This is a genomic window from Paenibacillus pseudetheri, from assembly GCF_924513355.1.
In the GTDB taxonomy this organism is placed as follows: domain Bacteria; phylum Bacillota; class Bacilli; order Paenibacillales; family Paenibacillaceae; genus Paenibacillus_AQ; species Paenibacillus_AQ pseudetheri.
This window is the reverse complement of record NZ_CAKMAB010000030.1, coordinates 50,050-76,574: the sequence shown is the minus strand read 5'-3', so window position 1 is coordinate 76,574 and position 26,525 is coordinate 50,050. Positions and strand designations below refer to the sequence as shown.

At 43.8% G+C, this 26,525-nt stretch carries 21 protein-coding genes and 1 tRNA gene; 15 read left to right on the top strand and 7 right to left on the bottom strand.

Features of this window, described 5'->3' with window-relative positions; translation table 11 throughout:
* The first annotated feature begins 46 nt into the window (after positions 1–46).
* Genes L1028_RS22060 through L1028_RS22050 form a run of 3 tightly spaced genes read left to right on the top strand, consistent with a single transcriptional unit; the run spans position 47 to position 3,175 of the window.
* Positions 47–697: an N-formylglutamate amidohydrolase gene (locus L1028_RS22060; RefSeq protein WP_234539725.1), complete on the top strand. Its 651-nt coding sequence runs from the start codon at positions 47–49 to the stop codon at positions 695–697.
* A gap of 28 nt (positions 698–725) precedes the next feature.
* Entirely contained in the window at positions 726–1,811 is a 1,086-nt protein-coding gene (locus L1028_RS22055) for a hypothetical protein (protein ID WP_234539722.1), read from the top strand.
* A gap of 14 nt (positions 1,812–1,825) precedes the next feature.
* Positions 1,826–3,175, top strand: coding sequence for a bifunctional folylpolyglutamate synthase/dihydrofolate synthase (locus L1028_RS22050; protein ID WP_234539719.1), 1,350 nt, complete (start codon positions 1,826–1,828; stop codon positions 3,173–3,175).
* Here the strand turns inward: L1028_RS22050 and L1028_RS22045 are convergent.
* Complete coding sequence (locus L1028_RS22045) at positions 3,170–3,967, bottom strand: ATP-grasp domain-containing protein (protein ID WP_234539717.1); 798 nt, start codon at positions 3,965–3,967, stop codon at positions 3,170–3,172. The genes L1028_RS22050 and L1028_RS22045 overlap by 6 nt on opposite strands.
* 361 nt (positions 3,968–4,328) lie before the next feature.
* Here L1028_RS22045 and L1028_RS22040 point away from each other — a divergent pair, with 361 nt between their 5' ends.
* The 7 genes from L1028_RS22040 to L1028_RS22010 all read left to right on the top strand — a co-directional run bounded on the left by L1028_RS22040 (position 4,329) and on the right by L1028_RS22010 (position 12,113).
* Positions 4,329–5,222 (top strand): carbohydrate ABC transporter permease, encoded by an 894-nt coding sequence (locus L1028_RS22040; protein ID WP_149646329.1) that lies wholly within the window; start codon positions 4,329–4,331, stop codon positions 5,220–5,222.
* Positions 5,219–6,097, top strand: coding sequence for a carbohydrate ABC transporter permease (locus L1028_RS22035; RefSeq protein ID WP_234539716.1), 879 nt, complete (start codon positions 5,219–5,221; stop codon positions 6,095–6,097). Before L1028_RS22040 ends, L1028_RS22035 begins: the two co-directional genes overlap by 4 nt.
* 53 nt (positions 6,098–6,150) lie before the next feature.
* Entirely contained in the window at positions 6,151–7,536 is a 1,386-nt protein-coding gene (locus tag L1028_RS22030; protein WP_234539714.1) for an ABC transporter substrate-binding protein, read from the top strand.
* Positions 7,537–7,669: 133 nt separating this feature from the next.
* On the top strand, positions 7,670–8,656 hold the full coding sequence (locus L1028_RS22025) for a LacI family DNA-binding transcriptional regulator (RefSeq protein ID WP_234539712.1): 987 nt from the start codon (positions 7,670–7,672) through the stop codon (positions 8,654–8,656).
* Positions 8,657–8,686: 30 nt separating this feature from the next.
* Entirely contained in the window at positions 8,687–9,700 is a 1,014-nt protein-coding gene (locus tag L1028_RS22020) for an N-acetylglucosamine kinase (RefSeq protein WP_234539709.1), read from the top strand.
* Positions 9,690–10,994, top strand: a complete 1,305-nt coding sequence (locus L1028_RS22015) for a 6-phospho-beta-glucosidase (protein ID WP_234539707.1) — start codon at positions 9,690–9,692, stop codon at positions 10,992–10,994. Before L1028_RS22020 ends, L1028_RS22015 begins: the two co-directional genes overlap by 11 nt.
* A 21-nt stretch (positions 10,995–11,015) precedes the next feature.
* A complete protein-coding gene (locus L1028_RS22010; protein ID WP_234539705.1) occupies positions 11,016–12,113 on the top strand; it encodes a polysaccharide deacetylase family protein in 1,098 nt (365 codons plus the stop codon).
* 177 nt (positions 12,114–12,290) lie between these two features.
* Here L1028_RS22010 and L1028_RS22005 read toward each other — a convergent pair whose 3' ends face one another.
* Positions 12,291–13,631 (bottom strand): aminotransferase-like domain-containing protein, encoded by a 1,341-nt coding sequence (locus L1028_RS22005; protein ID WP_234539733.1) that lies wholly within the window; start codon positions 13,629–13,631, stop codon positions 12,291–12,293.
* 140 nt (positions 13,632–13,771) lie between these two features.
* Between L1028_RS22005 and L1028_RS22000 the strand changes: the two genes are divergently transcribed.
* Positions 13,772–14,710 (top strand): DMT family transporter, encoded by a 939-nt coding sequence (locus L1028_RS22000; protein WP_234539701.1) that lies wholly within the window; start codon positions 13,772–13,774, stop codon positions 14,708–14,710.
* Positions 14,711–14,804: 94 nt separating this feature from the next.
* Here the strand turns inward: L1028_RS22000 and L1028_RS21995 are convergent, their stop codons facing one another.
* A complete protein-coding gene (locus L1028_RS21995; protein WP_234539697.1) occupies positions 14,805–15,464 on the bottom strand; it encodes a hypothetical protein in 660 nt (219 codons plus the stop codon).
* Positions 15,465–15,622: 158 nt separating this feature from the next.
* Here L1028_RS21995 and L1028_RS21990 point away from each other — a divergent pair, with 158 nt between their 5' ends.
* The 3 genes from L1028_RS21990 (at position 15,623) to L1028_RS21980 (ending at position 18,040) form a co-directional block, all read left to right on the top strand.
* Positions 15,623–16,363, top strand: coding sequence for a response regulator transcription factor (locus L1028_RS21990; RefSeq protein ID WP_234539693.1), 741 nt, complete (start codon positions 15,623–15,625; stop codon positions 16,361–16,363).
* Positions 16,341–17,708, top strand: coding sequence for a sensor histidine kinase (locus tag L1028_RS21985; protein WP_234539690.1), 1,368 nt, complete (start codon positions 16,341–16,343; stop codon positions 17,706–17,708). Before L1028_RS21990 ends, L1028_RS21985 begins: the two co-directional genes overlap by 23 nt.
* A 116-nt stretch (positions 17,709–17,824) precedes the next feature.
* Positions 17,825–18,040 carry a hypothetical protein gene (locus tag L1028_RS21980; protein ID WP_234539686.1) on the top strand — a complete coding sequence of 72 codons (216 nt, stop codon included), beginning with the start codon at positions 17,825–17,827 and terminating at the stop codon, positions 18,038–18,040.
* 54 nt (positions 18,041–18,094) lie between these two features.
* Here L1028_RS21980 and L1028_RS21975 read toward each other — a convergent pair whose 3' ends face one another.
* The 3 genes from L1028_RS21975 to L1028_RS21965 all read right to left on the bottom strand — a co-directional run bounded on the left by L1028_RS21975 (position 18,095) and on the right by L1028_RS21965 (position 24,132).
* On the bottom strand, positions 18,095–19,489 hold the full coding sequence (locus L1028_RS21975; RefSeq protein ID WP_234539682.1) for an MATE family efflux transporter: 1,395 nt from the start codon (positions 19,487–19,489) through the stop codon (positions 18,095–18,097).
* Positions 19,490–19,617: 128 nt separating this feature from the next.
* Positions 19,618–19,701: transfer RNA gene (locus L1028_RS21970), tRNA-Leu, on the bottom strand.
* A gap of 138 nt (positions 19,702–19,839) precedes the next feature.
* Positions 19,840–24,132: a bifunctional 2',3'-cyclic-nucleotide 2'-phosphodiesterase/3'-nucleotidase gene (locus tag L1028_RS21965; protein ID WP_234539679.1), complete on the bottom strand. Its 4,293-nt coding sequence runs from the start codon at positions 24,130–24,132 to the stop codon at positions 19,840–19,842.
* A 671-nt stretch (positions 24,133–24,803) separates the two neighbouring features.
* On the opposite strand from L1028_RS21965, the gene L1028_RS21960 reads away from it, so the two are divergent.
* Complete coding sequence (locus L1028_RS21960) at positions 24,804–25,217, top strand: LSm family protein (RefSeq protein WP_234539676.1); 414 nt, start codon at positions 24,804–24,806, stop codon at positions 25,215–25,217.
* A 123-nt stretch (positions 25,218–25,340) separates the two neighbouring features.
* Here L1028_RS21960 and L1028_RS21955 read toward each other — a convergent pair whose 3' ends face one another.
* Positions 25,341–26,522, bottom strand: a complete 1,182-nt coding sequence (locus L1028_RS21955; RefSeq protein WP_234539674.1) for a beta-ketoacyl-[acyl-carrier-protein] synthase family protein — start codon at positions 26,520–26,522, stop codon at positions 25,341–25,343.
* Positions 26,523–26,525 lie beyond the last annotated feature (3 nt).

Sequence of the window (26,525 nt, the reverse complement as noted above, 5' to 3'; positions counted from 1 at the left end):
AACTTATACTTTCTTATATTTTAAAAAAATAACTATGAATAGGTGATTGCATATCTTATCTCTGATCGAAAAGTATGAATTACAATTCTCTAATAATAATTATTTTGGCGATATCGGGGTAGAACCCTCTTACTCCATTGCAAAAGGTACTCTTCCTGTCCTTGTGTCTGCTCCGCATGCCATTAACCACTATAGAGAACATGCTGTAAAACCTGCTGATATGTATACAGGCTCTCTTGCGCTGCTGTTACAAAAGCTCACCAATTGCCACTGTATCTATTCCAATAGCTTCTCCAAAGAAGACCCAAATTACATCCTTGGCGGAGAATATAAAGCTGCACTTGGAACAATTGTCAAAGAACATCAAATTAACTTTGTTATAGACTTGCATGGTGCCTCTAAGGAAAGGGAATTTGATATTGATTTAGGTACATTACACGGAACTTCCATACAAGAAAATAATATAAATGAAGTCATACGTATTTTTTTCAATCATGGTATTACCAATGTTCATCAAAACCATACATTTTCTGCATCTCATCCGGGAACGATCACATCGTATTCCGCCAATGAGTTGTTAGTTCAAAGTATTCAAATTGAAATTAATCGAAATTATCGTAACCCGAAATCATTTGATTTATTCCAAAAAACCATTCATTCCCTCGAACAAATCATCAATCAATTGGGAGGTGCCTAACATAAATATCGAGCAGACCTTCACCCTATTGGACAAACAAAGCTATACTGCCCGGGAAGAAATCACAATGAACCCCGATGAGCTGGCTGAATTAGGCTTAGTCCACCATATCTTTGTCGAGCTTAAAGCAGAGAATGGCGCTCAGGTTAGCTGTTTGCTTTTATCTAAAAGTGATATCCCAAGAGGCAGTATTCAATTATCTAAAAGAGCAAAGGATAAGATAGGAGATTGCCCCATAACAGGATTAACCTTTACTAAACCTGAGTACAACACGATCCTTCGGGGAATTCCTAAAGTGGACGAGATTGCTAAACCTTATGTCAAAGCTTGTCCAACGCTCGTCCGCAAATATTCGAACCATGTAGAGCTGATTAATCCTAAGAATGGCTTTCGGGTAAACTTAACGTTAAAAGAGGATGACACTGCCAAGCCGAATGCGCTATATTTCAACAGATATATCATGTTGTTACTTGAGACTCATGCCACTGAGAATGATCAACTAATCATTACCCGTGCAAGAACAAGTCCGCAGTCCACGGTTGGCATACATAAACTTATACATCTGGGATTCAAACGGCCCTTAACCGCATTAGGAAACCTTTTTATTGGCAAAAGAGAGCTTACGCTAAGAGTAGGACATCCCTACCCTTTTGATGAGCACCAAAATCTATGCCGAATTCACCCCAATGTTAGAAAGCTGCTGGGCATGGAAGAGACCGACAAAATCGTCATCACCTATAACAACAAAGAAATCACCGTTCCCATCTTAGATATAGACACTGAGCATATTGCTCAGCTGATCAAGCTAAATGAGGAGGATGATCAGCTTAAATTTATCGACAGCCACTTATTTATCGGAATCACCGCTTTGTCACGGAATGAACTAGAAATCCCCAGTATCGGCACATCGGTTACCGTAAAGAGAAGCATGAACTCCCTATTCTTAAAACACTTAAATAAGCTGGTCTTGCCTGTAATCGCTTTGTTGTTTACAGTAGTACAGCTGTATAAGGATTTAAACTGGAGCATCGCTCTGACCGTTGCTATTTCTCTGATACTACTTCCGATAATCATCTACACAACGCTATCTGAAGAGCGAGCAAAAATTAACTAAATGGAGCGATGATCGTGGAATTCACTTCACAAGCCCAGGTAGAAGATATGATCTACAGCTCTTATCTAAGAGCCATTAACAACATCACAGAAACTTTGGATGAACAAGTTAGAAGACCGGAATTAACCAGAGCATTGCTGGAACTAGTCGGAAGTCCGGATCGAGATCAACAATACATACTAGTCACAGGCAGTAAAGGTAAGGGCTCCACCTCTAGATTTATTTCCTCTTTATTAAGTCACCTAGGCTATAAAGTGGGCTTGTTTACCTCCCCTCATCTGGTGGATTTCAACGAAAGAATACGGATTGACGGGCGGGCCATATCCACAGAGGATTTTGTACGATTAGGAAATGTAGTTCGCGAGGGATTTCAAACGATTGAAGATCAGCTTGCCGCTGATGAGTACCAAGGTCCTGTTGGGGTGGGCTTGGCGATTGCGACGTTGTACTTCAAGGAGAATCATACCGATTTCAATGTAATTGAATGTGGAAGAGGCGGAAGGTTTGATGACACGAATGTCCTGAAGAATGATTGGGCTGTCATTACTCCGATTATGGAGGAACATGTAGCTAATTTGGGGCCTGACCTGAACAGCATTACACTACATAAACTGGGCGTCGTCAAAAATAAGGCTACTAACGTCTATATCAGCAAACAGAAATCGGGCGTACTTGCGACTATAAAAGCGAACCTTACTTCTAATTCTGTGCAGTATTATGAGGAGCAGTTCTGGGCGGACTCTATAGCAATAACACCCGTTGGAACTACTTTTAATGTTCAGACAAATCAAGCGATTTACCCATCCTTAACGATTCCGTTATTGGGGCAATTTCAAGCTCTAAATGCAGCCACCGCAGTCGCACTATGTGAGGATATTACAAGTGGTCCTCTGAATAGGGAACTCGTTCTCAACTGTTTTGCGAAACTGCAATGGCCGGGTCGTTGTGAAGTAATCTGTCATGACCCATTAACGATAATTGACGGAGCGATTCATAAAGAATCGGCACGCTATTTGGCTGAGCTTATTCAACTAGTGAATCCCGACCGCAGCCGAGCTGTAACTTCAATTATCGGTGTCCCTAAAGATAAAGATTATCCTGGGGTTATCGAAGTGATGAGTACAGTCTCGGATCAATTAATTATCACAAGACCTGACATCAGTCATCTTTCTTTTCCTACGGATGCCCTGCATGTTGCCAAGCGTTTTATCGAACAAAGCTCCGAGTTCCCTTATTTGGAGGATGCTCTAACGCATATACAAACACGCCCGTCTTCCGAGATTATTATAATTGTCGGCACGCAAACCTTTATCGGAAATGCCAAAAGATTATTCGGACAATCGCTGCTCGATATCGGCTTATAGCTTCTCAAAGCGCTGGAGAATGACTTCCCGATAAAGGTCAGATAGAGCTGGCACTTCACTCGGATTCTGCTTACAATATTCATCTAACATGACTTTATGATTTACTTCAATCACCATGAGGCCTTGTCCTGTCTCCAAAATATCCACGGAGCAGAAATCAAGGCCCATCGCTTTAGAGGTCCCGGAAGCAAGCGCCGCTAACGCCGCTCGTTTGGCCTGATCGCTAACCTCAATAGCAACAGCCCCGTTAATCAAATTGTGCTTCCAGGAATGAACCCTCTTTTTGCCAAGGAATACACGCGCCTGATGATTAAAGGTTACAATTCTATATTCAATCTCCGCTTCATAATAAGGGCCTATCGCCCCATTAAGCTGCAAAGAAAATAATGTGTCCAGCTTCTCGTGCAGATCGGTTATCTCATTAATTTTGTACACATGATTTCCCTGTGCCCCGTTATCCTGCTTCATAACTACCTGTTTATTGAACTTATAAAAAGAGCACTCAGCTAATTCGTAAGGATTGGAATGATTAAATCTAGCATCAGGATGCGCTAAATAAATATGTTCTACCGCGGGGATATTCGCCTTATGCAAAACGTCATAAGTTAAAGATTTACTCATCGCAATGATCGTAGAAGCACTGTTGTTTAGTCCGATCTCAGCGTCTACCATCACAAATGATTTCATTCCATCTGTCGCTCTATATACGAAGTTCGGTGTAACTTCCTCAAAGGTAATCCCTAAGGTTGTAACAGAATGCTGGATCATTTTTAAGTAAGGTCTAGTCATCATTCAGCTTCCTCATTTCTAACAAAATATGACCAAACCTAATCATAGCATGAGAAATATCAACCGAAAATAATTTTTACATGTTATAATCACTTACACAAAAATCTTATAGATCTTGTTCAAGGGACTTTCCCCAAAAAAATAACAGTGTCTATGTTATGTTTAATGACTGATAGCGCTCTTATAGTTAAAAATAAGTATTGATTATTTAGTGATCATCCTCTATGATAAGCTTATCAAGCGAACCAAAAAGTTAAAGCGATTAAACTTTAATCTAGTAGTACCTATTATTATTGTTATTTAATAGTATTGTCATGATTAAAAGTTAAAGCGCTTATACTTTAAAATGAGAGGTTGGTGTGTCATGATCAATCGCGAGAACAGGCGGCAGACTTTCTACATGTATCTGTTCATTTCTCCTTGGATTATCGGCTTCCTAGTATTCGCCCTTTATCCTATCTTATCATCGCTTTACTTCAGCTTTACTGATTATGACATCATACACCCACCTAAGTTTGTCGGGCTCGCTAACTACACAGAGATGTTTCACAATGACCTGTTCTGGAAATCGGTGGTTGTCACGCTGAGATATACCTTCATCGGTGTACCTATCCAGCTTGTACTCGGTCTTGGATTTGCGCTATTGCTTCACCAGACCATTCCTCTACGCGGCTTTTTCCGAACGGCCATGTATTTTCCAAGCATGGTATCCGGCGTGGCCATGTCCCTCCTATGGTACTGGATCTTCAACCCGCAGATCGGGCTCTTCAATTACATCCTTTCCTGGTTCGGTATTCATGGACCGGCTTGGCTAATGAACCCGGACACTGCACTATATGCCTTGATCATCATGACCTTCTGGACAGCAGGCTCAGGAATGATTTTATTCCTCGCAGGTCTGCAAGGCGTACCGGCTAGCTTGATCGAAGCCGCTAACCTTGACGGTGCCGGACGCTTCAGAATTTTCTTGAACATTACCTTACCGATGATCTCTCCCGTGCTGCTTTTTCAACTAATTATGGGACTGATCGATTCCTTCCAAGTCTTTACCCAAGCTTTTGTCATGACTCAAGGAGGTCCGAATTACTCTACCTGGTTCTATGTCTATAATCTCTACACCAGTGCTTTCAAAGAATATCGTGCCGGTTATTCCTCAGCCTTGGCATGGGTGCTCCTCATCGTAGTTATGCTGTGCACCGCACTAATTATGAAATTGTCTAACCGTTATGTTCACTACGAAGGAGGCGGACGCAAATGAGTACAGTCAGAGCGCTAAGCCCCCAGACTAAAGAAACAAGACGCCGCCGGAAAGTGGAACCTGTTAAAATTTTCAGCTTTATTACTTTAGTAGTTACAACATTTCTGATGCTGCTTCCTTTGTTCTTCATGGTTTCCACTTCACTTAAGTCCAAACGTGAAATGCTGAAGTTCCCACCTACCTTTCTTCCAGAGAACTGGCAGTGGAGCAATTACACAGAAATATTTGATACCCTGCAGTTCGGTACGCTTTACAAAAACAGTTTAATTATCGCCGGTCTCAGCGTTGTAGGCACCTTGATTTCTTCAGCGCTGGTCGCCTATGGATTCGCCAGATTCAGAGGTAGAGGGAATAAGATATGGTTCATCCTATTGTTGAGCACAATGATGTTGCCTTATCCAGCCATTATGATTCCGCAATTCGTACTCTTTTCGCAAATGAACTGGATCGACACCTTTCTACCCTTGATTGTGCCTGCTTTTTTCGGCTCAGCTTATAACATTTTCCTGCTGCGCCAATTCTTCTCCACATTGCCTGAAGAACTGTTTGATGCCGGACGCATTGATGGATGCGGCGAAATACGGATGTGGGCTACTATAGCACTCCCACTCTCCAAACCCGCTCTTGCAACTGTAGCTATCTTTGCTTTTATCTACAACTGGAACGATCTGCTTACACCGGTGCTTTACCTAAGCTCGTCAGAGAAGTTCACACTACCCGTCGGGATGGCTTCTCTCACCTCATCGAGATTCCGCATTCCACCTTGGCATCTGCTGATGGTCGCTTCAGTTCTGGCTATGGTTCCAATCGTTACACTGTTTGCTGTAGCACAGAAACAGTTCGTCGAAGGGATTGTACTTACAGGGATTAAGTAATAATCCGCCACCCGGGCGGCCAAATATACTTGAAATCATGGAGGGTTTAGCTAATGAACAAGAACAGGAAAAGTAGTGCGCTTTTACTTGCAACAACCATGCTTGTTGTTCTGGCATTGTCAGGCTGTAGCGGCGGAAAATCGGCGGGTAACACGCTATCTGAAGGAAATGGCGGCTCGACCAATTCAGGAAGCAAAGCAGAAACGGTAACTATCACCCACTACACAATAGATTCCGAGGATCGTACATTTGTCGAAAAATTAATCCCTGATTTCGAAAAGCAGCATCCGAACATTAAAGTTAAAGTGGAAAAAGCACCTTATGAGCAGTTTGACAGCAAGCTGCAAACGCTAATTGCCGGTGGCAAATCACCCGATGTGACAAGTCACTGGGGTTATGGAGGTTTCGCAGAATACTACAACAAGGATATGCTGCTCGATTTGACCGACCTAATAAAAGAGGATGGTTTCAAGGCAGCGGATTACAACATCCCAGAGAACCTGATGAACATCTATAAAGTTAAAGATCACACATATGGTATCCCAGTTAATATGTATGTCACCTTGATGCTCTATAACAAAGACATGTTTGATGCTGCCAATCTGACTTACCCAACAAGCGATTATGAAGATAAGAGCTGGACCTTTGACAAAATGGTGGAGAATGCCAAAAAGATGACACTGGTATCCGATGATATCGCCAAGACACAATATGGCGTAGACTTCACCTGGTCCGAACGCGATATGCGGCCATTATATTTTGGAGCGCAGCCTTATTCAGAAGATACATGGACTAATGGGGGCGTGCCATCCGAGACCTATTTTGACTCGCCAGAGGTAATCGCCGCATACAACAAGCTGTTTGGTCTCGTCTTCAAAGATAAAGTATCTCCATCCACCGAGTGGAGTAAAAGCGTAGCCGGTCAGAACGGCGATCCCTTTGTTGCAGGTAAAATCGGTATGTCCATCGGTGGCTCGTGGAACCTTGCAGGTGCGAATGACTTTCCCTTCAAAATTGGCGTAGCCGCTGTGCCTTGGGGAGGCAACGATAAGGTACGCAGCACACTTTACGTCGATCCACTGCTGATCTTGAAGGATTCCAAGCATCCGAAGGAAGCTCTTGAATGGATTAAATACCTGATTACAACCGAAGTGCAAGAGAAATCCATTGACCTGAGCGGAGGTAACCCACCGATCAATACAGAAGCTGCAGAAGCCTACTATAAACATTTTGACGGTATCGATCCACAAGATATCAAAAATGTCTACGAGGGTGCTGTGAACTATGGCTTTGAATCCTACAACCATTTGATCACCAACTACTCGCAAATTAATGACATGTTCATTAATGAATTGCAGCCTGTAGAAACTGGACATAAGACGGTGGAAGAGGTGATGACGACGATTCAGAAAAAAGTTACGGAGATCATTCATCGATAATGTTTGCCAGGTATGCCGTCCCTTTAGGGACGGTATGCCTGTTTGAAATCATACGTTTAGCGGACAGTCTGCCAACCCTGTATACTGAAGGTAGAAAACAGGATCGGAAAATCTGCCGCGAGGAGAATTAGAGATGAAAGTGAGTATTTTTGATGTAGCCAAGAAATCAGGATTATCGGTTGTAACCGTATCCCGGGTCTTAAATGGGGCCGAATCGGTACGCGAGAATAATCGCCAGAAGGTGCTGGAGGCCATTAAAGAGCTGGATTATCGCCCAAATGCAGCAGCACGTAGTCTGGCAAGCGGTAAGACGGGAATTATCGGAATTATTGTCACGACCCTGCAGGATTCCTTTTTTGACGCAGTGGTCAAAGAGCTGAATGAAGTCTTAGCGATGCATGGTTATTTTTTGGCCATCTCCATCTCAGCTGGCATCGAATCGGATGATAGCCATTATTTAATTCAGGAGGATCGTGTAGACGGTTTGTTTCTGCTCTCTCCGATGGAAGAGGATAATTATATTGTGGAATTAAAGCGGCGCGGCATTCCCTATGTGCTGATTGATAACCAAAAGCCCGAGAATGACACCTACTCTATCACGATCGACAACTTCAAAGGCGGCTACATGGCTACCAGTTATCTGTTAGCGCTCGGTCATACGTCAATTGCTCATCTATGTGGGCAGGAGATGTTCCGTAGTACGCGGGAGCGGCGTGCCGGATTTCTACATGCACTTGAGGAAAAAGGTCTTACTCCATTTGAGATTGTACATGGTGATTTCGAAATTGGAATGGGATACGAAACCTGCAAACGCTGGCTGAACGAAGGACAGTTACCTACTGCGGTATTCGCTGGCGATGACAATATCGCCCTTGGCGTCATCAACGCGTTAATGGAAGCTGGCATTCGAGTACCCGAACAAGTAGCTGTGATTGGCTATGATGATCATTATATTGCTTCACAGCTTCATCCATATTTAACAACGATCCGTCAGCCTTCGGACAAAATTGGATTAGCAGCTGCCGAAATGCTCTTAAAGCGTATCTCTGGAAAGATGAAACGCGGAGCTGGAGTAAAGATTGACCCAGAGTTAATTGTACGGGAATCTACTTCCAATTAATTAAATCATATAGACAAGGAGTGACAACCATTGACTTACTACTTGGGGATCGATGGTGGAGGCACCAAGACCTATGCTCTGCTAAGCGATGAACATGGCAATGTTCTCGGTAAGGGCAGGAGCGGTAACGGCAACCACCAGACAGGCGCCCTTGAGGCAGCCAACAGCATTCGAGAGGCCACATTCGGGGCGCTAGATGAGGCTGGACTCCGATTGGAGGACATCCAACATACCTATCTTGGGCTTGCCGGTGCTGACCGTGAGGCCGATTATGCCATTCTCCATCCAATAATTCGCGAGATCGGATTTATCAATTACACCATTAACTGTGACACCATGATTGGATTACGTGCAGGGACGACTCGCCCTTATGGAGTTGCACTAATCTGCGGCACAGGCACCAATTCGGCAGGCAGAAACAAGCAAGGAGAGCACTATCAATGTGGTGGCTTTGACTACATGTACGGTGACTTCGGCGGGGGCGGTGCACTCAACATTGAAGTCTTTCGTTCTGTCATAAGAGCTTGGGATGGACGGGAACAACCTACCCTTTTGACCGGACTTCTACTCAACTTGCTAGGTTATGAGGAAGTTGGAGATATGTTTAATGATTTCCTCAATCATTGGAAAAGGGTCCCTGTTCATGCTGCACGCTTGCTCTTCGAAGCAGCAGCTGAAGGAGATGCTGTAGCCTTAGAGATTCTAAACCGGCAAGGCGTTGAGTTAGGGAAGTCCGCTGCTGCAGTCATCCACAAGCTTGGGATGGAGCAGGATACCTTTGATGTGGTTCTGGCGGGAAGTCTGCTAACCCGTGGGGATCGCGGCTGGATTCGCGGACCTATTGAGAAAGCTGTACAAGCTGCAGCTCCACAAGCAACTGTGGTGACTCTTGCCACAGAGCCTGTAGTAGGTGCCGTATGGTCCGCGATGGATCAAGATGGTTTGACCCTTAGCAGTGAAGTGTATGAGTACATGCGGCAATTTCAAGATTATGAATCGATCCAACAAACAAATAAGACAGGAGTGATTGATCTTGGCAACTAATCAAGGATTAAAGATCGCAGTTATCGGTGGGGGTTCTTCGTACACACCCGAATTGGTAGAGGGATTTATTCTTCATTATAAGGAGCTTCCTGTTCGTGAACTATGGCTCGTAGATATTGAACCTGGACTTCGCAAGCTGAATATCGTTGGAAATCTCGCTAAACGTATGGTTGAGAAATCCGGGCTTCCGATTGAAGTTCATCTTACAACAGACCGCCGAAAGGCTATCGAAGGCGCAGACTTCGTCAGCACTCAGATGCGTGTCGGTATGCTTGATGCCCGCGCACGTGATGAATCAATTCCTCTTAAATACGGTGTCATTGGTCAAGAAACGACAGGTCCTGGCGGAATGATGAAAGCACTCCGTACAATTCCTGTCATTCTGGATGTATGCCGTGATATCGAAGAGCTGGCTCCTAACGCATGGCTGCTCAATTTCACCAATCCTGCAGGAATGGTCACTGAGGCTGTTCTGAAATACTCCAAGGTAAAGAGTATCGGTCTCTGTAATGCACCTATCGGCCTGATCAAGCAAGTATCCGCCAAATATAACGTAGCTGCCGACCGTGTTTATGCCGAATTTGTTGGTCTGAATCACTTGCATTGGATTACTAGAATCGATGTTGAAGGTGAAGATAAACTGGATGACATGCTCACAGAGGGTTATAGTGCCAAGAACGTGCCAGCCCGAGAGTGGAATCCAGAATTTCTACAATCGCTTCGTGCCGTCCCTTCCTACTACTTGAAATATTTCTATATGACAGATGCTATGCTCGAAGAGCAGATGGAATCGTTTAAGCAAGGCATCAACCGTGCTGAAGTCGTCAAACGTGTGGAAGAAGAGCTGTTTGAGCTATATGCCAATCTAGAACTAAGCGAGAAACCAAAACAGCTGGAACAACGCGGTGGGGCTTTCTATTCAGAAGCGGCCGTTAATCTCATGAGATCGCTCCATAACGGATCAAACGACATCCAGACCTTGAATGTTGCTAACCGTGGCATACTGGACTTCTTGCCAGATGATGCAAGTATCGAAGTCAACTGTGTCGTCACCAAGAACGGTCCACTACCTCTACCACTGACCAAGATTCCACCAATGGCTAAAGGACTTATTCACGCTGTCAAAACTTACGAGCAGCTAGCCATTGATGCCGCTGTAACCGGCGATCGTGCGCTTGCCCTTCAGGCAATGGTACATCATCCACTCGTTCCATCTGTAGATGTGGCAGTTCGTATGCTGGATGAAATGCTGGAAGCCAATAAAGAGTTCTTGCCGAACTTTTTTACCAAATAACCATAGAAAGGAAACGTCAATATGTCAGCTAAAGCGGTTTGGAAAGGTGATATCAACCAAGCACTATGCGCGTTTACATTTGATGATGGGCCTTCCCAGCTTCCCGTTGAATTATGGCTTGATGTTTTGGAGGAGGAAGGGGCTGTAGGCACCTTTTTCTTCACTGGGGAATGGATGGATCGGTATCCAGAGAAAGCGAGATTAATCCTTTCCCGGGGTCATGTGCTTGCTCCGCATACGTATCATCATCGGAGAATGGCCCAAGTACCAAAGTCGGTATTCTTAGAGCAGTTGAAGCTGACTGAGCTGGCGTATCAGGACGCAACGGGTCTTCCGTCTCCCAATTTCATGCGTTTTCCATACTGCTCCTACCGGGAAGAAAATCTCGATTGGCTAACAGAATGGGGCGGCTATCTGGATATTGAAGGTGTGGATTGCGGAGATTGGTCAGGTATTTCTGCAGAAGAGATCGTTGCCAAAGTTGAGCCTGCGCTTGAAAATGGAACCATTGTGGTCATGCATAGTAATGATGTTGCAAAGGGTTCACCAGATGCACTGAGAGCACTTATTCAGATCGCCAAGCAAAGAGGCTTGGAAAGTGTCGGCGTACCTGAGATCCTAGGATCCATTGGCGTAGAAGTAAACTACAGACCTTGGAAAATCGTCGTAGAGGTTCCGGCGGAGTTAGATCATCCCGTGGAAGATTGGATACCTTTAGAAAATAGTAAGAAGCTTGCCGACCTCGCGACCCAGACAACTGAGTGGAACATTCCGCAATATACACTATATTTCACTTCTGAAAAGGAGTGGCTGGAGCATCTGGAGAGTCCACTAGAAGAGACTCAGGTTACAGAGGATCGCGAGTTGTTTACCATACGGCAATTTGATGGCAGCTATTGGGGATATGTACGTGCCGGTGTCGTAGACAATACCCTTGTATTATTAGATTATGCGGCTAAAGAAGCGCAGGCTGATACCTTGGTGTACTTACTTCGCTGGGCTGCGGATACTTCGATCAGATTGGGACTAACCAAGATTGAAGCCAGACTCAATATTCGTAAGATGAGTGAAATGTGCAGACAGTTAGGCTGGCAGTCAGAGATAGTAGAAGATCAATAAGACGATATAATTCATACCTACTGAGTAGATAGTGCGTCTTGTGGTAAAAAAGCGATCCGATATCATCAGCGGATCGCTTTTTTGCGCTGTAGCTCAGTCATTCCAATTATATGAGGGAAAGGAATGAGTAGTGGCTTAGAGGGCTAATAAAGGATTACCACTTCTATTCCTGCTACTTCAGCGAATTTCTCGAATTACCTGTTCAATGCCAGAGGGAATATCAGGTTCTTTTACACTAGATACGTTAAGCTTTAGAATGCTCTCCTTGGCGAAATACGGAAGATAACCACTATCCGCCATCTCTACTCGAATGGACTTTTTTTGCAGCCGTTTGATCATCTGCTCTGCTCTAATACCATCCGTAAGTTTCAGATACGTATGCACGGCTAGCTGACTGGCAGGAACATAGGAATAATGCTGTTCAGACGCTGCATTTGCCTCCCTCATGATCGAATCATGGAGAAGCATGGATCTTTTCCCGTAGCAAGAACGCATCTTTTTACGGTGGCGCTCGAACATCCCACTTTTCAAATATAACTCCAAAGCAGCTTGGGACAGCATAGAGCTATCTATGTCCATCAGTCTTTTGAATCGGTTAAAGGACTCACAAAGCACCTCGGGAAGTATGGCTACCCCAACACGCAGACCTGGGAATATGATCTTGGAGAAGCTTTTTAAATAGATAACATGTGATGTATTATCATAGGCAAAGATCGGATCTTGCTTCGCATCCTGCTCCAGATCTGCCATGTAGTCATCCTCTACGATATACACATCGTATTTAGCTGCAAGCTGGGCGATCGCCTTCTTCTGATTCCGTGTAAAGGAAACGCCTAGCGGATTATGGAACCGCGGAACGGTATAAAAGAACTTGAACTCGCCCGTCTTAAATAACCGCTCTAATTCATCCAAATCCACCCCATCATCCGAACGCCGTATCCCCTCTGTCTCGATGTCGTACGTCTTCAAATACTCCATAAACAGTGGGTAACTCGGCTGTTCAATCAACACACGCTCCCTGCCATTCGGAAAAGGAATACGGGTTAAGAGTCCAAGTGCTTGCTGCACACCAGAGGTGATAAAAATCTGTTTCGAATCAGCAAATACCTGATAAGAGGCCAGTTGCCGCTGCATTTCACGGATCAGAGACGGCAGCCCCTGCGGCGTCCCATAGATAAACAAATCCTTACGGTACATATCGATCGCTTTATTAATACAATGTTGAAAATCTAGATACGGAAAAATATCCGGGTCCGGTGCAGATGCCGTAAAATCAATCCAGTGCGCCCCCTCTTCTTTTCGCTCCCCACTGCGTTTCATGACATAATATCCACTCTTTGACGCTGCATAGATTAGATGTTTGTCCTGAAGGTCTTGGAGTGCTCGAATAACCGTGCTCTTATTGCAATCATAACGTAGCGCTAGCTCTCGAATAGAAGGTAGCTTGTCGCCCTCACGATATGTATCTTCAGCGATTTGTAATTCCAGATCGTTGATTAACTCCGAATACTTATATATCTCCTTCACCTTCCTCCGAGTCTATTTTGTACCGGTACAGATGAACAATAATTACATTGTAGCATAGCTGTTCTAGCCTTAGAATAAAGAGCATAACAGGACCGGTCCTAAATGCGCGCAACACTTTGGAGGTCTTATAGATGAATACATCTTCTACTCAAAAAGCGATAGTAGCTGCTGTCTTGAATGCTATTATTGTCGGGTTTTCTTTTATATTTGTTAAAATGGCTTTAACCGTCTCAGACCCATTCGATACGTTAGCTCACCGCTTCACGTTATCTTTCCTTGCCGCTTCATTATTTACTTTTCCAGGATGGGGGCGGGTGAAGTTTGGTATTTCCAAGGCAGCAGTGGTAATCCCACTTGCTCTACTATACCCGTCGTTGTACTTTACACTTCAAGCATTTGGACTTCTGCATACAACATCTGCTGTAGCAGGCATTATTCAGGCGACCATGCCCATCTTCACCATCATTTTAGCAGCGATGTTCTTGAAGGAAACTACGAGCGGATTCCAGAAGATCTCCACCTTAATCTCAGTTGCAGGTATCATTCTTATCTTTGCCATTCCTGGCGTTAGTATTTCTTCCTCTAGTCTGTGGGGCGTCTTACTCATCCTAATCTCAGCGCTATCCCTTGCCGGTTATAACGTCGCGGCGCGGAAGCTAACACGTACCTGGAGCCCCAAGGAACTCACCTATATGATCACTTTATTCGGATTCATATTTTTCAATGGACTATCGATCATTAAGCATGGTTCGGCAGGAACCTTGAATCAATATTTCACGCCTTTTCAGGAGCCTAAATTCATATTCTCCATGATTTATCTCGGTGTGCTATCTTCCCTCGTGACCTCCTTTCTCTCCAACTATGCTTTATCTCGAATGGAGGCTTCACGCGTGAGTATCTTCGGCAGTCTTTCGACAGTTGTCTCTATTCTTGGTGGTGTACTCCTGCTGAATGAACAGCTGGAATGGTACCATTGGACCGGCACGGTGATGATCGTCGCCGGGGTGATCGGAGTGAATTGGCGGAAAAGAGCAAGGGTTCAAGCAAAAGGCGAGATTGGGTTGGACTAGATACATTTACGTAACAAAAAGACACCCCTCGAGGTGTCTTTTTGCTTTTACCTTTTCATTCTCTCTATTCTGTATCAAGCTGCGGCTATCACTGTTACTTCAACGTTTCTAACGCCTTGATCTTCTCTTTATATTGATCCAATAGTTTAGTTAAAGCTTCCTTAATCACAGTGGAATCTTTGGTTTTAGCCGCGCTATTCAGATCCTCTTGGGCTTTGAAGAAGGCTTTATCAGCCTCACTAAATTCTTGAATTGAAATCGTAGCCTCAGTCGCTTCTACAGCCGCAATTGCAGCTACACCTTTAATTGAAGTAGAGACAAAACTCTCCATCTTCTTATCATTAGGTAATACCTCAACATTGCGACCAGCTTCAATAAAACTCACGGGCAGAGATTCGGCTGACAGAATTTCTTTCGAGAATATAGCTCCCTCCGCCTGCTCAGAAGGTAACAGCTCGGAAACCGCGGTTATACTAAACCCAGCAGCCTTGTAATACTGATCTAAAGTCTTCTTCCAGTCTTCTAGCGTATTAGGTGCGTATGTTTTGGCCAATTCAAGGGGATCTGCCCAATCAAGGATTGCTACTTGAGTAGTAATTGATCCTGTAGTTGCTGGAGTAACCACGGCTGCTGCTGTTGTTTTCGCACTTTGATCGCTAGCTCCACTAGCTGCGTTCACTGCAGTCGGTGCAGCAACTGCGGACACTAGTAGGGCGGATAAAGCTAACTTTTTAAATATCATCTGTTGATTCATAAATACAACACTCCTCGTCGATTTGAATGATCTTACAAGTCCAAGCTTACAAAATGGGTGTGGCATAACATTGGTTAATTTGTGGAAAAACGATGGCAGACCCCTATACCCACCTATGGATTGATATAATTGCAGAAGAATACTCTGGAGGTAACCAAATGAATACCAACTATCTCATTGCCGTAGTAGACGATGATCAACATATACGCAATCTTGTAGAAGCTTATTTACAAAAAGAAAATTACCGCACGATTGGCCTTGGCAGCGCTGAGGAAGCATGGACCTTATGGCAGACAAGCCCACCGGATATGTGGGTGCTCGACGTAATGTTGCCTGGCATGGACGGGTACGAGTTTTGTCGGCGGATTCGCAATGAAGCCGAGGTACCGATTATTATGATCTCTGCAAGAGATAATGAAGTGGATAAAATATTAGGTCTGGAGCTAGGCAGCGATGATTATCTGGTCAAGCCATTTAGCCCCCGGGAGCTAGTTGCTCGCATTAAACGCCAGTTACAACGCTGGTATAAAATGAGTAATCCCGTGGAACCCGCAAGTAGTAGCCCACACATATCTACGCAAATTGAAGTTAGCCATCTACAGTTATTATTGGAGGAAAGACGTGTGTTCTGGCACGGAAATGAGATTGAACTCACCAGCAAAGAATTCACCCTTCTAAAAGTATTCGCAGCTTCTCCAAACCGCGCATTTACAAGAGATGAGCTGTTAACCCATGTTTGGGGAGATGACTATTTCGGGAGTGACCGCGCCGTAGACCATTTAATTAAACGAATGCGAAAAAAACTAGACCTGTTGCCGATTGAAGCCGTTTGGGGACATGGCTATCGTATGCGTATTGAGGAGGGAGTGGAGATCGATGAAGCTAGCACATCAGATTAATTTAGCCTTTAGTATCGCCTTAGTACTGCTCCTGTCTATTACCGCTGTTGTAATCCACTTTGTGCTACTCAATCATTTTGTCGGAACACAAAAGGAGGAATTACGAAGCATTAGTTCCGCCATGTCAGCCACTATGATTCAGGGTACCGCACAGAAAGGAAGCATCGAAACTGAGCTCCATGCGCTGCCCGCGATCATGCCTTCTTCTGTTGGTACTGCAAGCGTTGAGGCCATTCTTAGTGATGAGACTGGAAAAGTACTGTCCACCTCATCAAATATGAGTTCAATCGCGGTAAGTTCCAATACGCAGTTTGTCGCTGGTCAAACCTCTGACCTCCAGAATATTTGGAATGGATCAGATGCAAGATATATAACAGAAGTGAAGGCTACGCCAATAGGCACGCTAACTCTACTTACACCTATGAGCGCAGTAACAAGCATTGAACAAGCTCTGTTCAAAAGACTACTAATCGTTTTCGGTGCAGCAGGGGCCTTTATGCTCCTATTTGGCCTGTTTATCACGAAAAAGCTAATCCAGCCTCTAATGAAGCTGCAGCAAGAGCTGAAAAAAGTTAAGGAACGCCACTTTTCAGACGTTAAGCTGATCAAAGCTGGAGGAGAGATTGGCGCTGTCGCTAAGTCGGTATATGACATGGCTGGCGAATTGAATCGATTTAACCACGTGCAGAAGCAATTTTTCCAGAATGCCTCCCATGAGTTAAAGACCCCACTAATGTCTATCTCTGGTTACGCTGAAGGGATTAAGGATGGCATCTTCGAAGGGGAAGGCATTGATAAAGGACTGGATATTATTATGAGTGAGAGTAGTCGTCTGAAGAATCTCGTTACAGAAATGACCCTGCTTGCGAAGTTGGATAGTGAAGAGGATAGCTTTAGAACTAGCGAGATCGCTCTGGACGATTTAGTGGTAGAAACGATTGAACGTATGAACCCTCTTTTGATGAAAAAGGGGCTGACCCTACATGTATCCTACGATGATAACGAGCCCCTTACGGTTCGAGCCGATAGAGATAAGCTGTTACAAGCCCTTCTTAATGTAGTTTCCAATGCAACTCGTTATGCCAACCAGCATATCTACATTCATTCTTCGGTTAAAGATGATCAGGTTCTGCTCTCCGTTTGCGATGATGGTCCTGGCATATCAGAAGACCTGCTTCCTTACCTGTTCCACCGATTTGTAAAAGGAAAAGATGGCGAATCAGGATTAGGACTAGCCATATCCCGTGCGATCGTCGAGCGCTCCGGAGGTCTGATTACAGCAGGAAACCGTAAGGATGGCGGTGCAGTGATCACCATGGGATTCCCTACACTCTCCCCTTCCTAGACAGTTTTATGTCAAACGAACACCTGAATCATTCTTCATTCAAGCTAATCTAATGGAGCACGATAAACTGGCAGGCATTACACAGCAGGTGGTTGAGAAGTTGAAAAATAGATATTTTGGTCAACAATGCATATGCATCTAGAATGAGTCCGATCGAAGAAATGACACAGGAAGATTCCGACTATATTACGGATCAAACGATCATGGTCGTTGGCGGATCGATTAAATTAATACAAACAGGGCAAGATTTTACCTTTTTAAGAGATCATATCTTTACTCACCCCACAATGAGTGAAGCTTTGAATGATTTGTTCTCACAGATCAAAGAATAATACTATATGCATGGCAAACAAAAAGACACCCACACGGAGTGTCTTTTACTTTTATTATATAACACGATGCTGAACCCACTTCTTACCCATGAAGCGCCGTAGAAATATGAATCCTCTAATTCCCCACTCACAGTTCATAGCTAACCAAACCCCCAGTAGACCGAAATCGAGAACAATACCTAAGATGTATCCGAGTACTACACGGAATAACCACATACTCAACATAGACACCATGGATGTGAACTTTGAATCACCCGCTGCTCTAAGCGCTGACGGAGTTATGAAGCTAACAGACCACAGCGGTATTTGTACGATTGTATTGATAAGTACAATTATGAAGATATCCCTCACAATCTCCGCAGGTGGATGGAACATCGACACTAGCGGATGGAAGAAAGGCATAACTAACAATCCCATCACCACAAAGGAAAGGGAAGATGCTACGAGAAACGATTTAATAAATTTCCGAGCATCCTTAACATTGTTGCTTCCCATACATTGTCCGACTACTGTAATAATCGTCAAAGACAGCGCATTACCCGGAATTTGCATAATCCCCGCAAAGGAAGAGGCAATAGCGTTGGTAGCAAGCGCGTAAGTACCGAGGCTAACGATAAAGACTTGCGTCAGAATCTTACCACCATTAAAGAACATCTGCTCCGCCGCAAACGGCATACCGATGAACATTATTTTTTTGAGCATGGAGAATTGAACCACCAGTAAGTCGCGAATCCGAATATGCAGTTCATTGTCCATCCGGAACAGATAATACAGAGCGCATATCGCGCCCAAATATCGAGCTATATTTATAGAAATGGTCATCCCTAGAACACCCATATGCAAAAGATTAATAAATACGAGATTCAAGAGGACGTAAACTAAATTCATAATGAGCGATAGCGCAAGCGAGGCTCTCGTCCTTCCGATTCCCCGAAGAGCACCACACACTGCCTCTACCACAGCTATTCCAAGATAGGAGATACAGCTCCCAATCAAATAGATTCGGGCGTTGTGCATTACCTCTGGCGAAGCCGCTCCAAATAGTAAGTTCAACAGCGGATTATGAAAAAGAATACCAAACATACCAACAACAAAAGCCATAAGGGAAACCGATGAAGTGGCGCCTGCGGTAGCTTTTGATACCATAAGACTATTGCCGCTTCCTTTATACTGCGCTACTACAACCGTACCACCTGTTGATACCGCGATAAACACACTAATGAGAAAAAGATTAAGGGAATCAATCATGTTCACCGCACTGATAGCCGCCACACCGGACGAACTGATCATAGCCGTATTCACTAGATTTAGCCCCACTATAAAGGCCTGATCTACAAGAATAGGGATAAATAAAGCAATCATATGGCGATAATCTAACGAGTCTCCTGACAAATATTTTTCAAGAAACCGCACACTTCGTTTCGTATTGACATTTACATTAGGTTCCATCTTCGCTTCACTTCTTTTACATTAGAGTTATCCCAATTTGAAAATATCCTTATAAATAGAAAAAGGCTCTTCAGGTTGAAGAGCAATTCAAAAGTACAGCTAATTTATAATTTATATGCACTTAGGTATGCGGTCGAGAGGACTCGAACCTCCACGGGGATTAACCCACACGGACCTGAACCGTGCGCGTCTGCCAATTCCGCCACGACCGCACAAAATATAAAAGAATCATGCAGTGCAGAACTAAACTATCATATATTAGCGCAAAGGGCAATACCTAATGTAAAAAGAAAAAGTGTACCGAGTCCCTATTAGAGATCATCGATACACTTTTTAGAAGAACTATCCTATTATGAAGCTTTCTCAAGCATACGGTAGATAATGACTGCCGCTTGAGCACGGTTAGCTATGCCCTTAGGTGCAAATTTGCCACCCTCAACGCCGTTAACGATTCCCAATTGGGTCAGTTGCGCTATAGCATCCTGTGCATATGGAGCAATACTGGACTTGTCCGCAAACTTGCCCAGCGCTGCATTCTTATCAACAGGCTGTAGCTTGCCCTTCAATGCATTAGCAATCATAATAGCCATCTCTTCACGGGTCACTTCACGACCCGGTTCGAACTTACCATTTCCAGAGCCTTGTACAAGTCCGGCCTTCACCGCAGCAGCGATAGAATCCGTGTACCAGACTCCTTGTTTAACATCGCTGAACGTACTCGATGTACCCGAACCCGTCAGGTTCAGCGCACGAACCAGCATAGTAATAAATTCTGCACGTGTCACTGTTTTGGTTGGTGCAAAATTATTTGCATCCAAACCTTTTATAATACCCTTGGCAGCCAAAGCTTGAATAGCCTCTTGCGCCCAAGCTACCTTACCCAGATCTTTGAAGTTTGCTGCTGGAGCAGTAGTTGGCGCTGGAGTTGCTGTTGGTGCTGGTGTTGCTGTTGGTTTCACGGTTGGAGTAGGTGTTGGAGTTACAACATTAGGACCTCCATCGCCACTGCCCGATCCCGTATCAGCCTTCTCTTTGTTCGTAATACGACCTTCAATGACCGCCTTGATCTCTTTGCGATCAAACGTCTTCACAATGTAATCGTAGAATACATCCAAATCAATCGGACCAGCCAATGAATTCTTACCTTCAGTCAGAACCTTGTAGTTATCCCCACCCGCAGCCATAAAGTTATTCACGACTGCCGTATATTCCTGCTTAGGATTAATTGGTGTTCCGTTAGTCAGCGTAAGATTGGCAACGCGATCCTCTACTGGAAGATACATATTCGCTGTATATTTCAGTCCAGAAATTTGTAGTGTTTTGATATCTGGTGATTTGTCGGCTTTCACGCCCCATTGCTGCTGAAGCAACTTTTTGATCTGATCTCCAGTTAGTGTCAGCTTCACAAGCGTGTTACCGAACGGCTGAACTTTAGCCAAATCGCCAAAGGTTACATCACCCTTCGGAAGATCCGCACGGATACCACCCGGATTCATAAAGGCAAAATCAGCAGCCTTTGCGCCATCGCCGAAATCAGCAGTACGCATAGCGTCAGCAATCAGGTTGCCAAGCGCAGCTTCTTTGGTGTAAGCATCTGTACGAGTAACAGTTCCGTCTGTTGTACCCACTGGTTGGGTCAGTTCTGGATGCTTCTCAAGGTAAGTATTAACCAGTGCCACACTTTCCGGATCCGGTATTACACCGTCATGGAGGGTGGAGGTTACAACAGCAGACTTGTCCTTCACATCACCTGTTTTAGGATCAATGATCAGCTTGATATCTTCAAATGCTGTACCATAAGAGTATGCTTGTACAATCAGCTTACCATTTACCGTTCCGTTTGCCAGTGCATGGTTATCACCAGCAACGATAACGTCAACAGGGGAGTTCGCAGGAAGCGCATTAGCTAGATCAGCTGCTTCACCTGTAGTTTTGCCATCTTTAGTTGTGGCAGGATCATGCGCAAGCACGATGATCGTTTCAACACCCTTAGATTGAAGCTCTTTAGCATATTTTTCAACAGCCGCTACTTCCTCCTCAGGAGTGAGGAAATATACGCCGGCTGTGCCGGAAGGCGAAACTTTGCCTGGTGTAGCCTTCGTTACAAGGCCAATAAAGCCGATCTTCACACCGCCTACTTCTTTAATTACATAAGGCTTAATAATCGGGTCGCCAGTTTTGGCATTCACCGCATTGGCATTAACATAATCAAAATTCGTACCCTTGTGGGTAACATTGCTGTCTTTAGGGTCCACACCGCCATAAAGTTGCGTCATTAGTGCATCGACACCTTGGTCAAATTCATGGTTACCCAGGGAACCCACATCAAATCCCATCATGTTCATCCACTCAATCGTCGGTTCATCGCGTTCAAGCGAGGATACAGGAGCAGATGCACCTACGGAATCTCCGTTGTGGAAGAGTAGAGCATTGTCATATTTAGCCCGTGCTTCCTTCAGATAAGTCGCAAGAATAGCAGCTGTTCCCACATTCTTGTTGCTTACTATAGAAACTGTATCCAGTTGGCCGTGGAAATCATTGATTCCCAGAAGGTGAACTTCTACATCCTTAACTGGGAGAGCCAGTTTATAAATACTAAATCCCTTAATATCTTTTGCACCAGTGTCCTTAATGTTGGATGGCACAACTTTTGCCGCTTCTGGTGATGAAGTAAAGGTGATATTCACATCATCCGAAATAGGAGCCAAAGACCAGTTCCCATCCGCAGAAGGATCAATGGTACCTACTTCTCTGATGTAATCCATGAGGATCTGGCGATTCTCATCCTGTGAATCGACTACCATCTCTGAACCTTTCACACCCGGGAAGTTCCCACCACCACTTGCGCGGTAATTGTTAGTCACAACAATAAAATCTTGGTTTGGATCCAAAGTTTTACCTTTATACGTAATTTGCTTCACACGACTCGATGAAGCATCGTTAATTGTTCCGGTAGGGGTATATTTTGCAGGTTTAGTTACATCAATTGTGTATTTAATGCCATCAATGACATCGAAGTTATAAACCGCAAAATCTCCATTGAGCAAACTTTGTGAAGCTACACTTTTCACATCGATTGTATTAAATGCGCCCGCACTCATTTCAACCCATTCCTTAACAACAGAGCCTTTGACTTTAATAGCTTTCAGCGTGTTGTCATACAGGTACAAGTCACTCGCACTGCGAATAGTCAGCGGACCTTTCTCAATACTCGTATACTCAGAAGGACCGTTACGTCCAGCCTTGAAAGGAGCACCTACGCTAAGAATCGGAAGACTTTTATACTGTGGTAGATTGGTTTCAATATACTTCTCCACATACCACTTCTGGGCATTGGTAACAATTTGCACGGTTGGATCGTCCTGAACCATTGCAAAATAACTGTTCATCGGAGCGGTAGTAACGCCTAGCTCTTGGCCTGTATAGTCAATAGTAGCCTGGTGGTCTGCCGCAACAGCAGCATCAATAGCAGGATCCGGTATAGCATTGGCTATGGAGCGGGTCGAGGCTTTAGAGTTCTTTTTATCTACTTCCCATTTGCCGCCTACTTCTACCAAATTAAGATCAATTAGACCCAGATAACCTCCACCATAACCTGCTTGCACGGCAGGAGTACCATTAATATGCCCATAAACATTATCAACAACGGATTGAGCATTATTATATGGTAGCTTTGTTATTGGATCTTTAAAAGAAGCATCAAGCATTGCATTATCAACTGTTGGGAACACCTTGTGAGTGTGTGAGAAGGTAATCGCGTCAATGCCGTCAACCTTACTTAAAAGATTGATAGCATTTTCTGCACCAGTACCTGCAACTGCAGTTGCATCGAAGCCAGTATGTGCCATTGCTACGATTACATCGACACCCTCACTCTTCATAATAGGAACATATTTGGCTGCTGTTTCAGCAATGTCCTTAGCAATGACTTTGCCTTCCAGATTAACCTTGTCCCATTCCATAATCTGAGGGGTCACAAGACCAAGCACACCAACCTTAATATCACGGAGTTGGTTATCGCTGTCCATTATTTCTCTATCAAGAATGACATAAGGTTTAAAAGCATTTACGTCATTGTCTGGGTTACCATCTTTATCATCAATATATATATTGGCATTTACATAGGGGAAGTCGGCACCACTCAATGGATTATTAGCACTGCCCTTAATAGTACGTTTCAAGAAATCCAGCCCATAGTTGAATTCATGATTACCAAAAGTCGCAACATCATATTCCATAATATTCATAGCCGCAATCATAGGGTGTAGCTTAGTCTCTGATTCTACTAAATTACTTTCATTCGCGATGTAAGTACCCAATGGCGTACCTTGAATCAAGTCCCCATTGTCGAGCAGAAGATTATTATCAGGATATTCGCTCCTAGCATAAGTAACCAACGTAGCTGTCCGATCGAGTCCTACAGTTTTAGAAGCTGCATTCTTAAAATAGTCCCAGCCGTAGACATTGGTGTGTACGTCCGTGGTGCTCATCAACCGGAGTTTGGCTGTGGCATCAGATGCGGCTTCGGCTTTGTCCGGACTCCAAACCGTGCCCAAAACGACTCCACCTAGTACCTGTGCTGAAAGCACTGCAGTTGCTAGTACAGAAGCGAGAGGCTTGTTCCATCGTGTCTTCCATCCCATAAAGATTTATTCCCCCTAATATTTTTTACATAATTTCGGTGATATTATATCACACAAACATGACGAAAAAGTATAGGATTGTAAAATTAATATAATTACATGTCAAATATAATAACGTGTGAAGAAAGACCTAGGTCACATTATATTTTTATTAGATCAAGAGTCTCTAGACATACAAGAAAAACACATCTTACACAGATGCGTCCCATGAAAGCGTATACACAAAGTCAAAACACGTCGAATCTTTATCTGATAATAACTTCCTCAAGACCCACTCATGATGGCAGTAAACCCAAAACAAATCGCAGTGATTAATGACAAAGGCGTCATCACAAGTCTCTCTTTTATACTCTTCGAGAATATATTCATTACGGTATTGAGAATTAAATAGGCTGCAAAAAAATAACATACCCCTCTATCAAAAGGTAATCCAATCAGATAACATCCTTCCACCCCCATACTAATTGATATTCGAATCTTGTAAGCGGAAGAACACCTATTATAAAGGCGATGGACTTTCACGAGAATAAACCCCTGAGATGGATATTTATATATAACACGTTCCCATCCATTTTTTGGACTTTCTTTTCATATTAATGATGAACCCGCACAAGCAACACCAGATTATCTGAGTAATATAGAATTAAATAGACCAATGAGGTGATCCACAAATGTCAAACAGAGCAAAAATTCGCAAGCGAGCTGAACAGCTCAAGGGTAGACCTGTGTGTGTTACGCTTCATGATGGACGTACGTATGTAGGATGGATAACTGGCCTCGATAAGGATGGATTAACCCTTTCCAAACCACGTAAAAATAAAAACAAAAAATCAAAAAAACACTCTTCTTCCCGCTCCCGGAAAGCGAACGTATCAGGACTCATGCCGTTATTCGGCTCACTTTTCGGGATGGGAGGAGGAGCTGCAGGGGCTACCGAGGCTGCAAGTTCAGGCGCTTCAGGATTCGGTAGAATTATGGGCTTCGTAGGGATGATCCAAAGAACAATGCCGGTTGTGAAAATGGGCTACAATATGATTAAATCTATTTCCCCATTCTTGAATGGATTAAAGGGTTTAATGGGATAGTCTTCTAAATGAGTATACTTAGACATAAAAAGACACCCCTCAAGGTGTCTTCTTTATTGTTCGTTTTAAGGACTATTGATTTCATTCGGGTCAACGAAGGTTATAATTCATATTATTTCAAGGCTATACATGATCCATCGCTCGTATCAGAATGCTAGCAGCATTTCCTGCAAAAGCAAATGAATTGGATAATGCATATTCAATAGGACCTGAATCATTTGCAGCTTTAAATGACCAGTCCCCCTCCATATCTAATCTTGAATTCCACGTTTCCGGGAGTAATCCTTCATAAATTGACAACAAACTAAAGTATAACTCTATGCTTCCTGCAGCACCTAAACAGTGTCCTGTTCTTGATTTTGTAGATGATACTACGGGAAAATCACCAAATACTTCTCTAATTGCCTTAAGCTCCATCTGGTCGTTGGCTGAAGTACCTGTACCATGTGCATTAATATAACCTACCTCTTCTTTGTTAGCCTTAGCATCCTGTAGTGCCATTGTCATAGCCTGAATCGCTCCAGCACCTTTCGGATCAGGACTTGTAATATGGTAAGCATCATTCGCTAAGCCGTATCCAATAATTTCACCATAACAACGTGCATTTCTTTTTTTAGCATGTTCGTACTCCTCAAAGATAAAAAAAACGCTCGCCTCACCAATGTTAATTCCATCACGCTCTGCATCAAAAGGTTTGCTAATATCTCTGCTCAGTGATTTAAGGGCGTTAAATCCGAAGATGGAGAATAGAGAAATATGATCTGCCCCTCCGGTTACCACGACATCTGCTGCGCCGTTGCGAATAAGATCAAAGGCTATTCCCGCACCAGCAGTCCCTGCTGCACAAGCTGAGCTTGTTGTGTAAAAACCCCCGCCTATTTTATAGGCTGCTGCTAATCTACTAATAAAAGCTCGTGTCTTCAAAATCCACATTGGATCCTGTTTGCCTAAATCTAAATACTTTAGAAGATGATCTGTTCCGGCTAGTGAAGTAGACATAGAGAATGAAGCCCGTAATCCTTCCTTCTCTAAATCTTGGACAGTCAATCCAGCGTCTCTCAATGCCTCATCCAATACTTGTTTAGTCATCTTTTCAATCTTGTCCAATTCCTCTGGGTGATTTAGTTCCACTTGTTCAAAATTGCTTATGCCTACTTTGACATACTCTAGATCCTTATAAGCGCTGCACATCTCTGCCTTCTTAATTCCAGTAGTTTGATCTGCTAAAGCTTTTAACACCTCTACCTTATTATTTCCCAAAGCACATAGAATACCTATACCAGTGACTACCACTTTTCTTTCCATAGG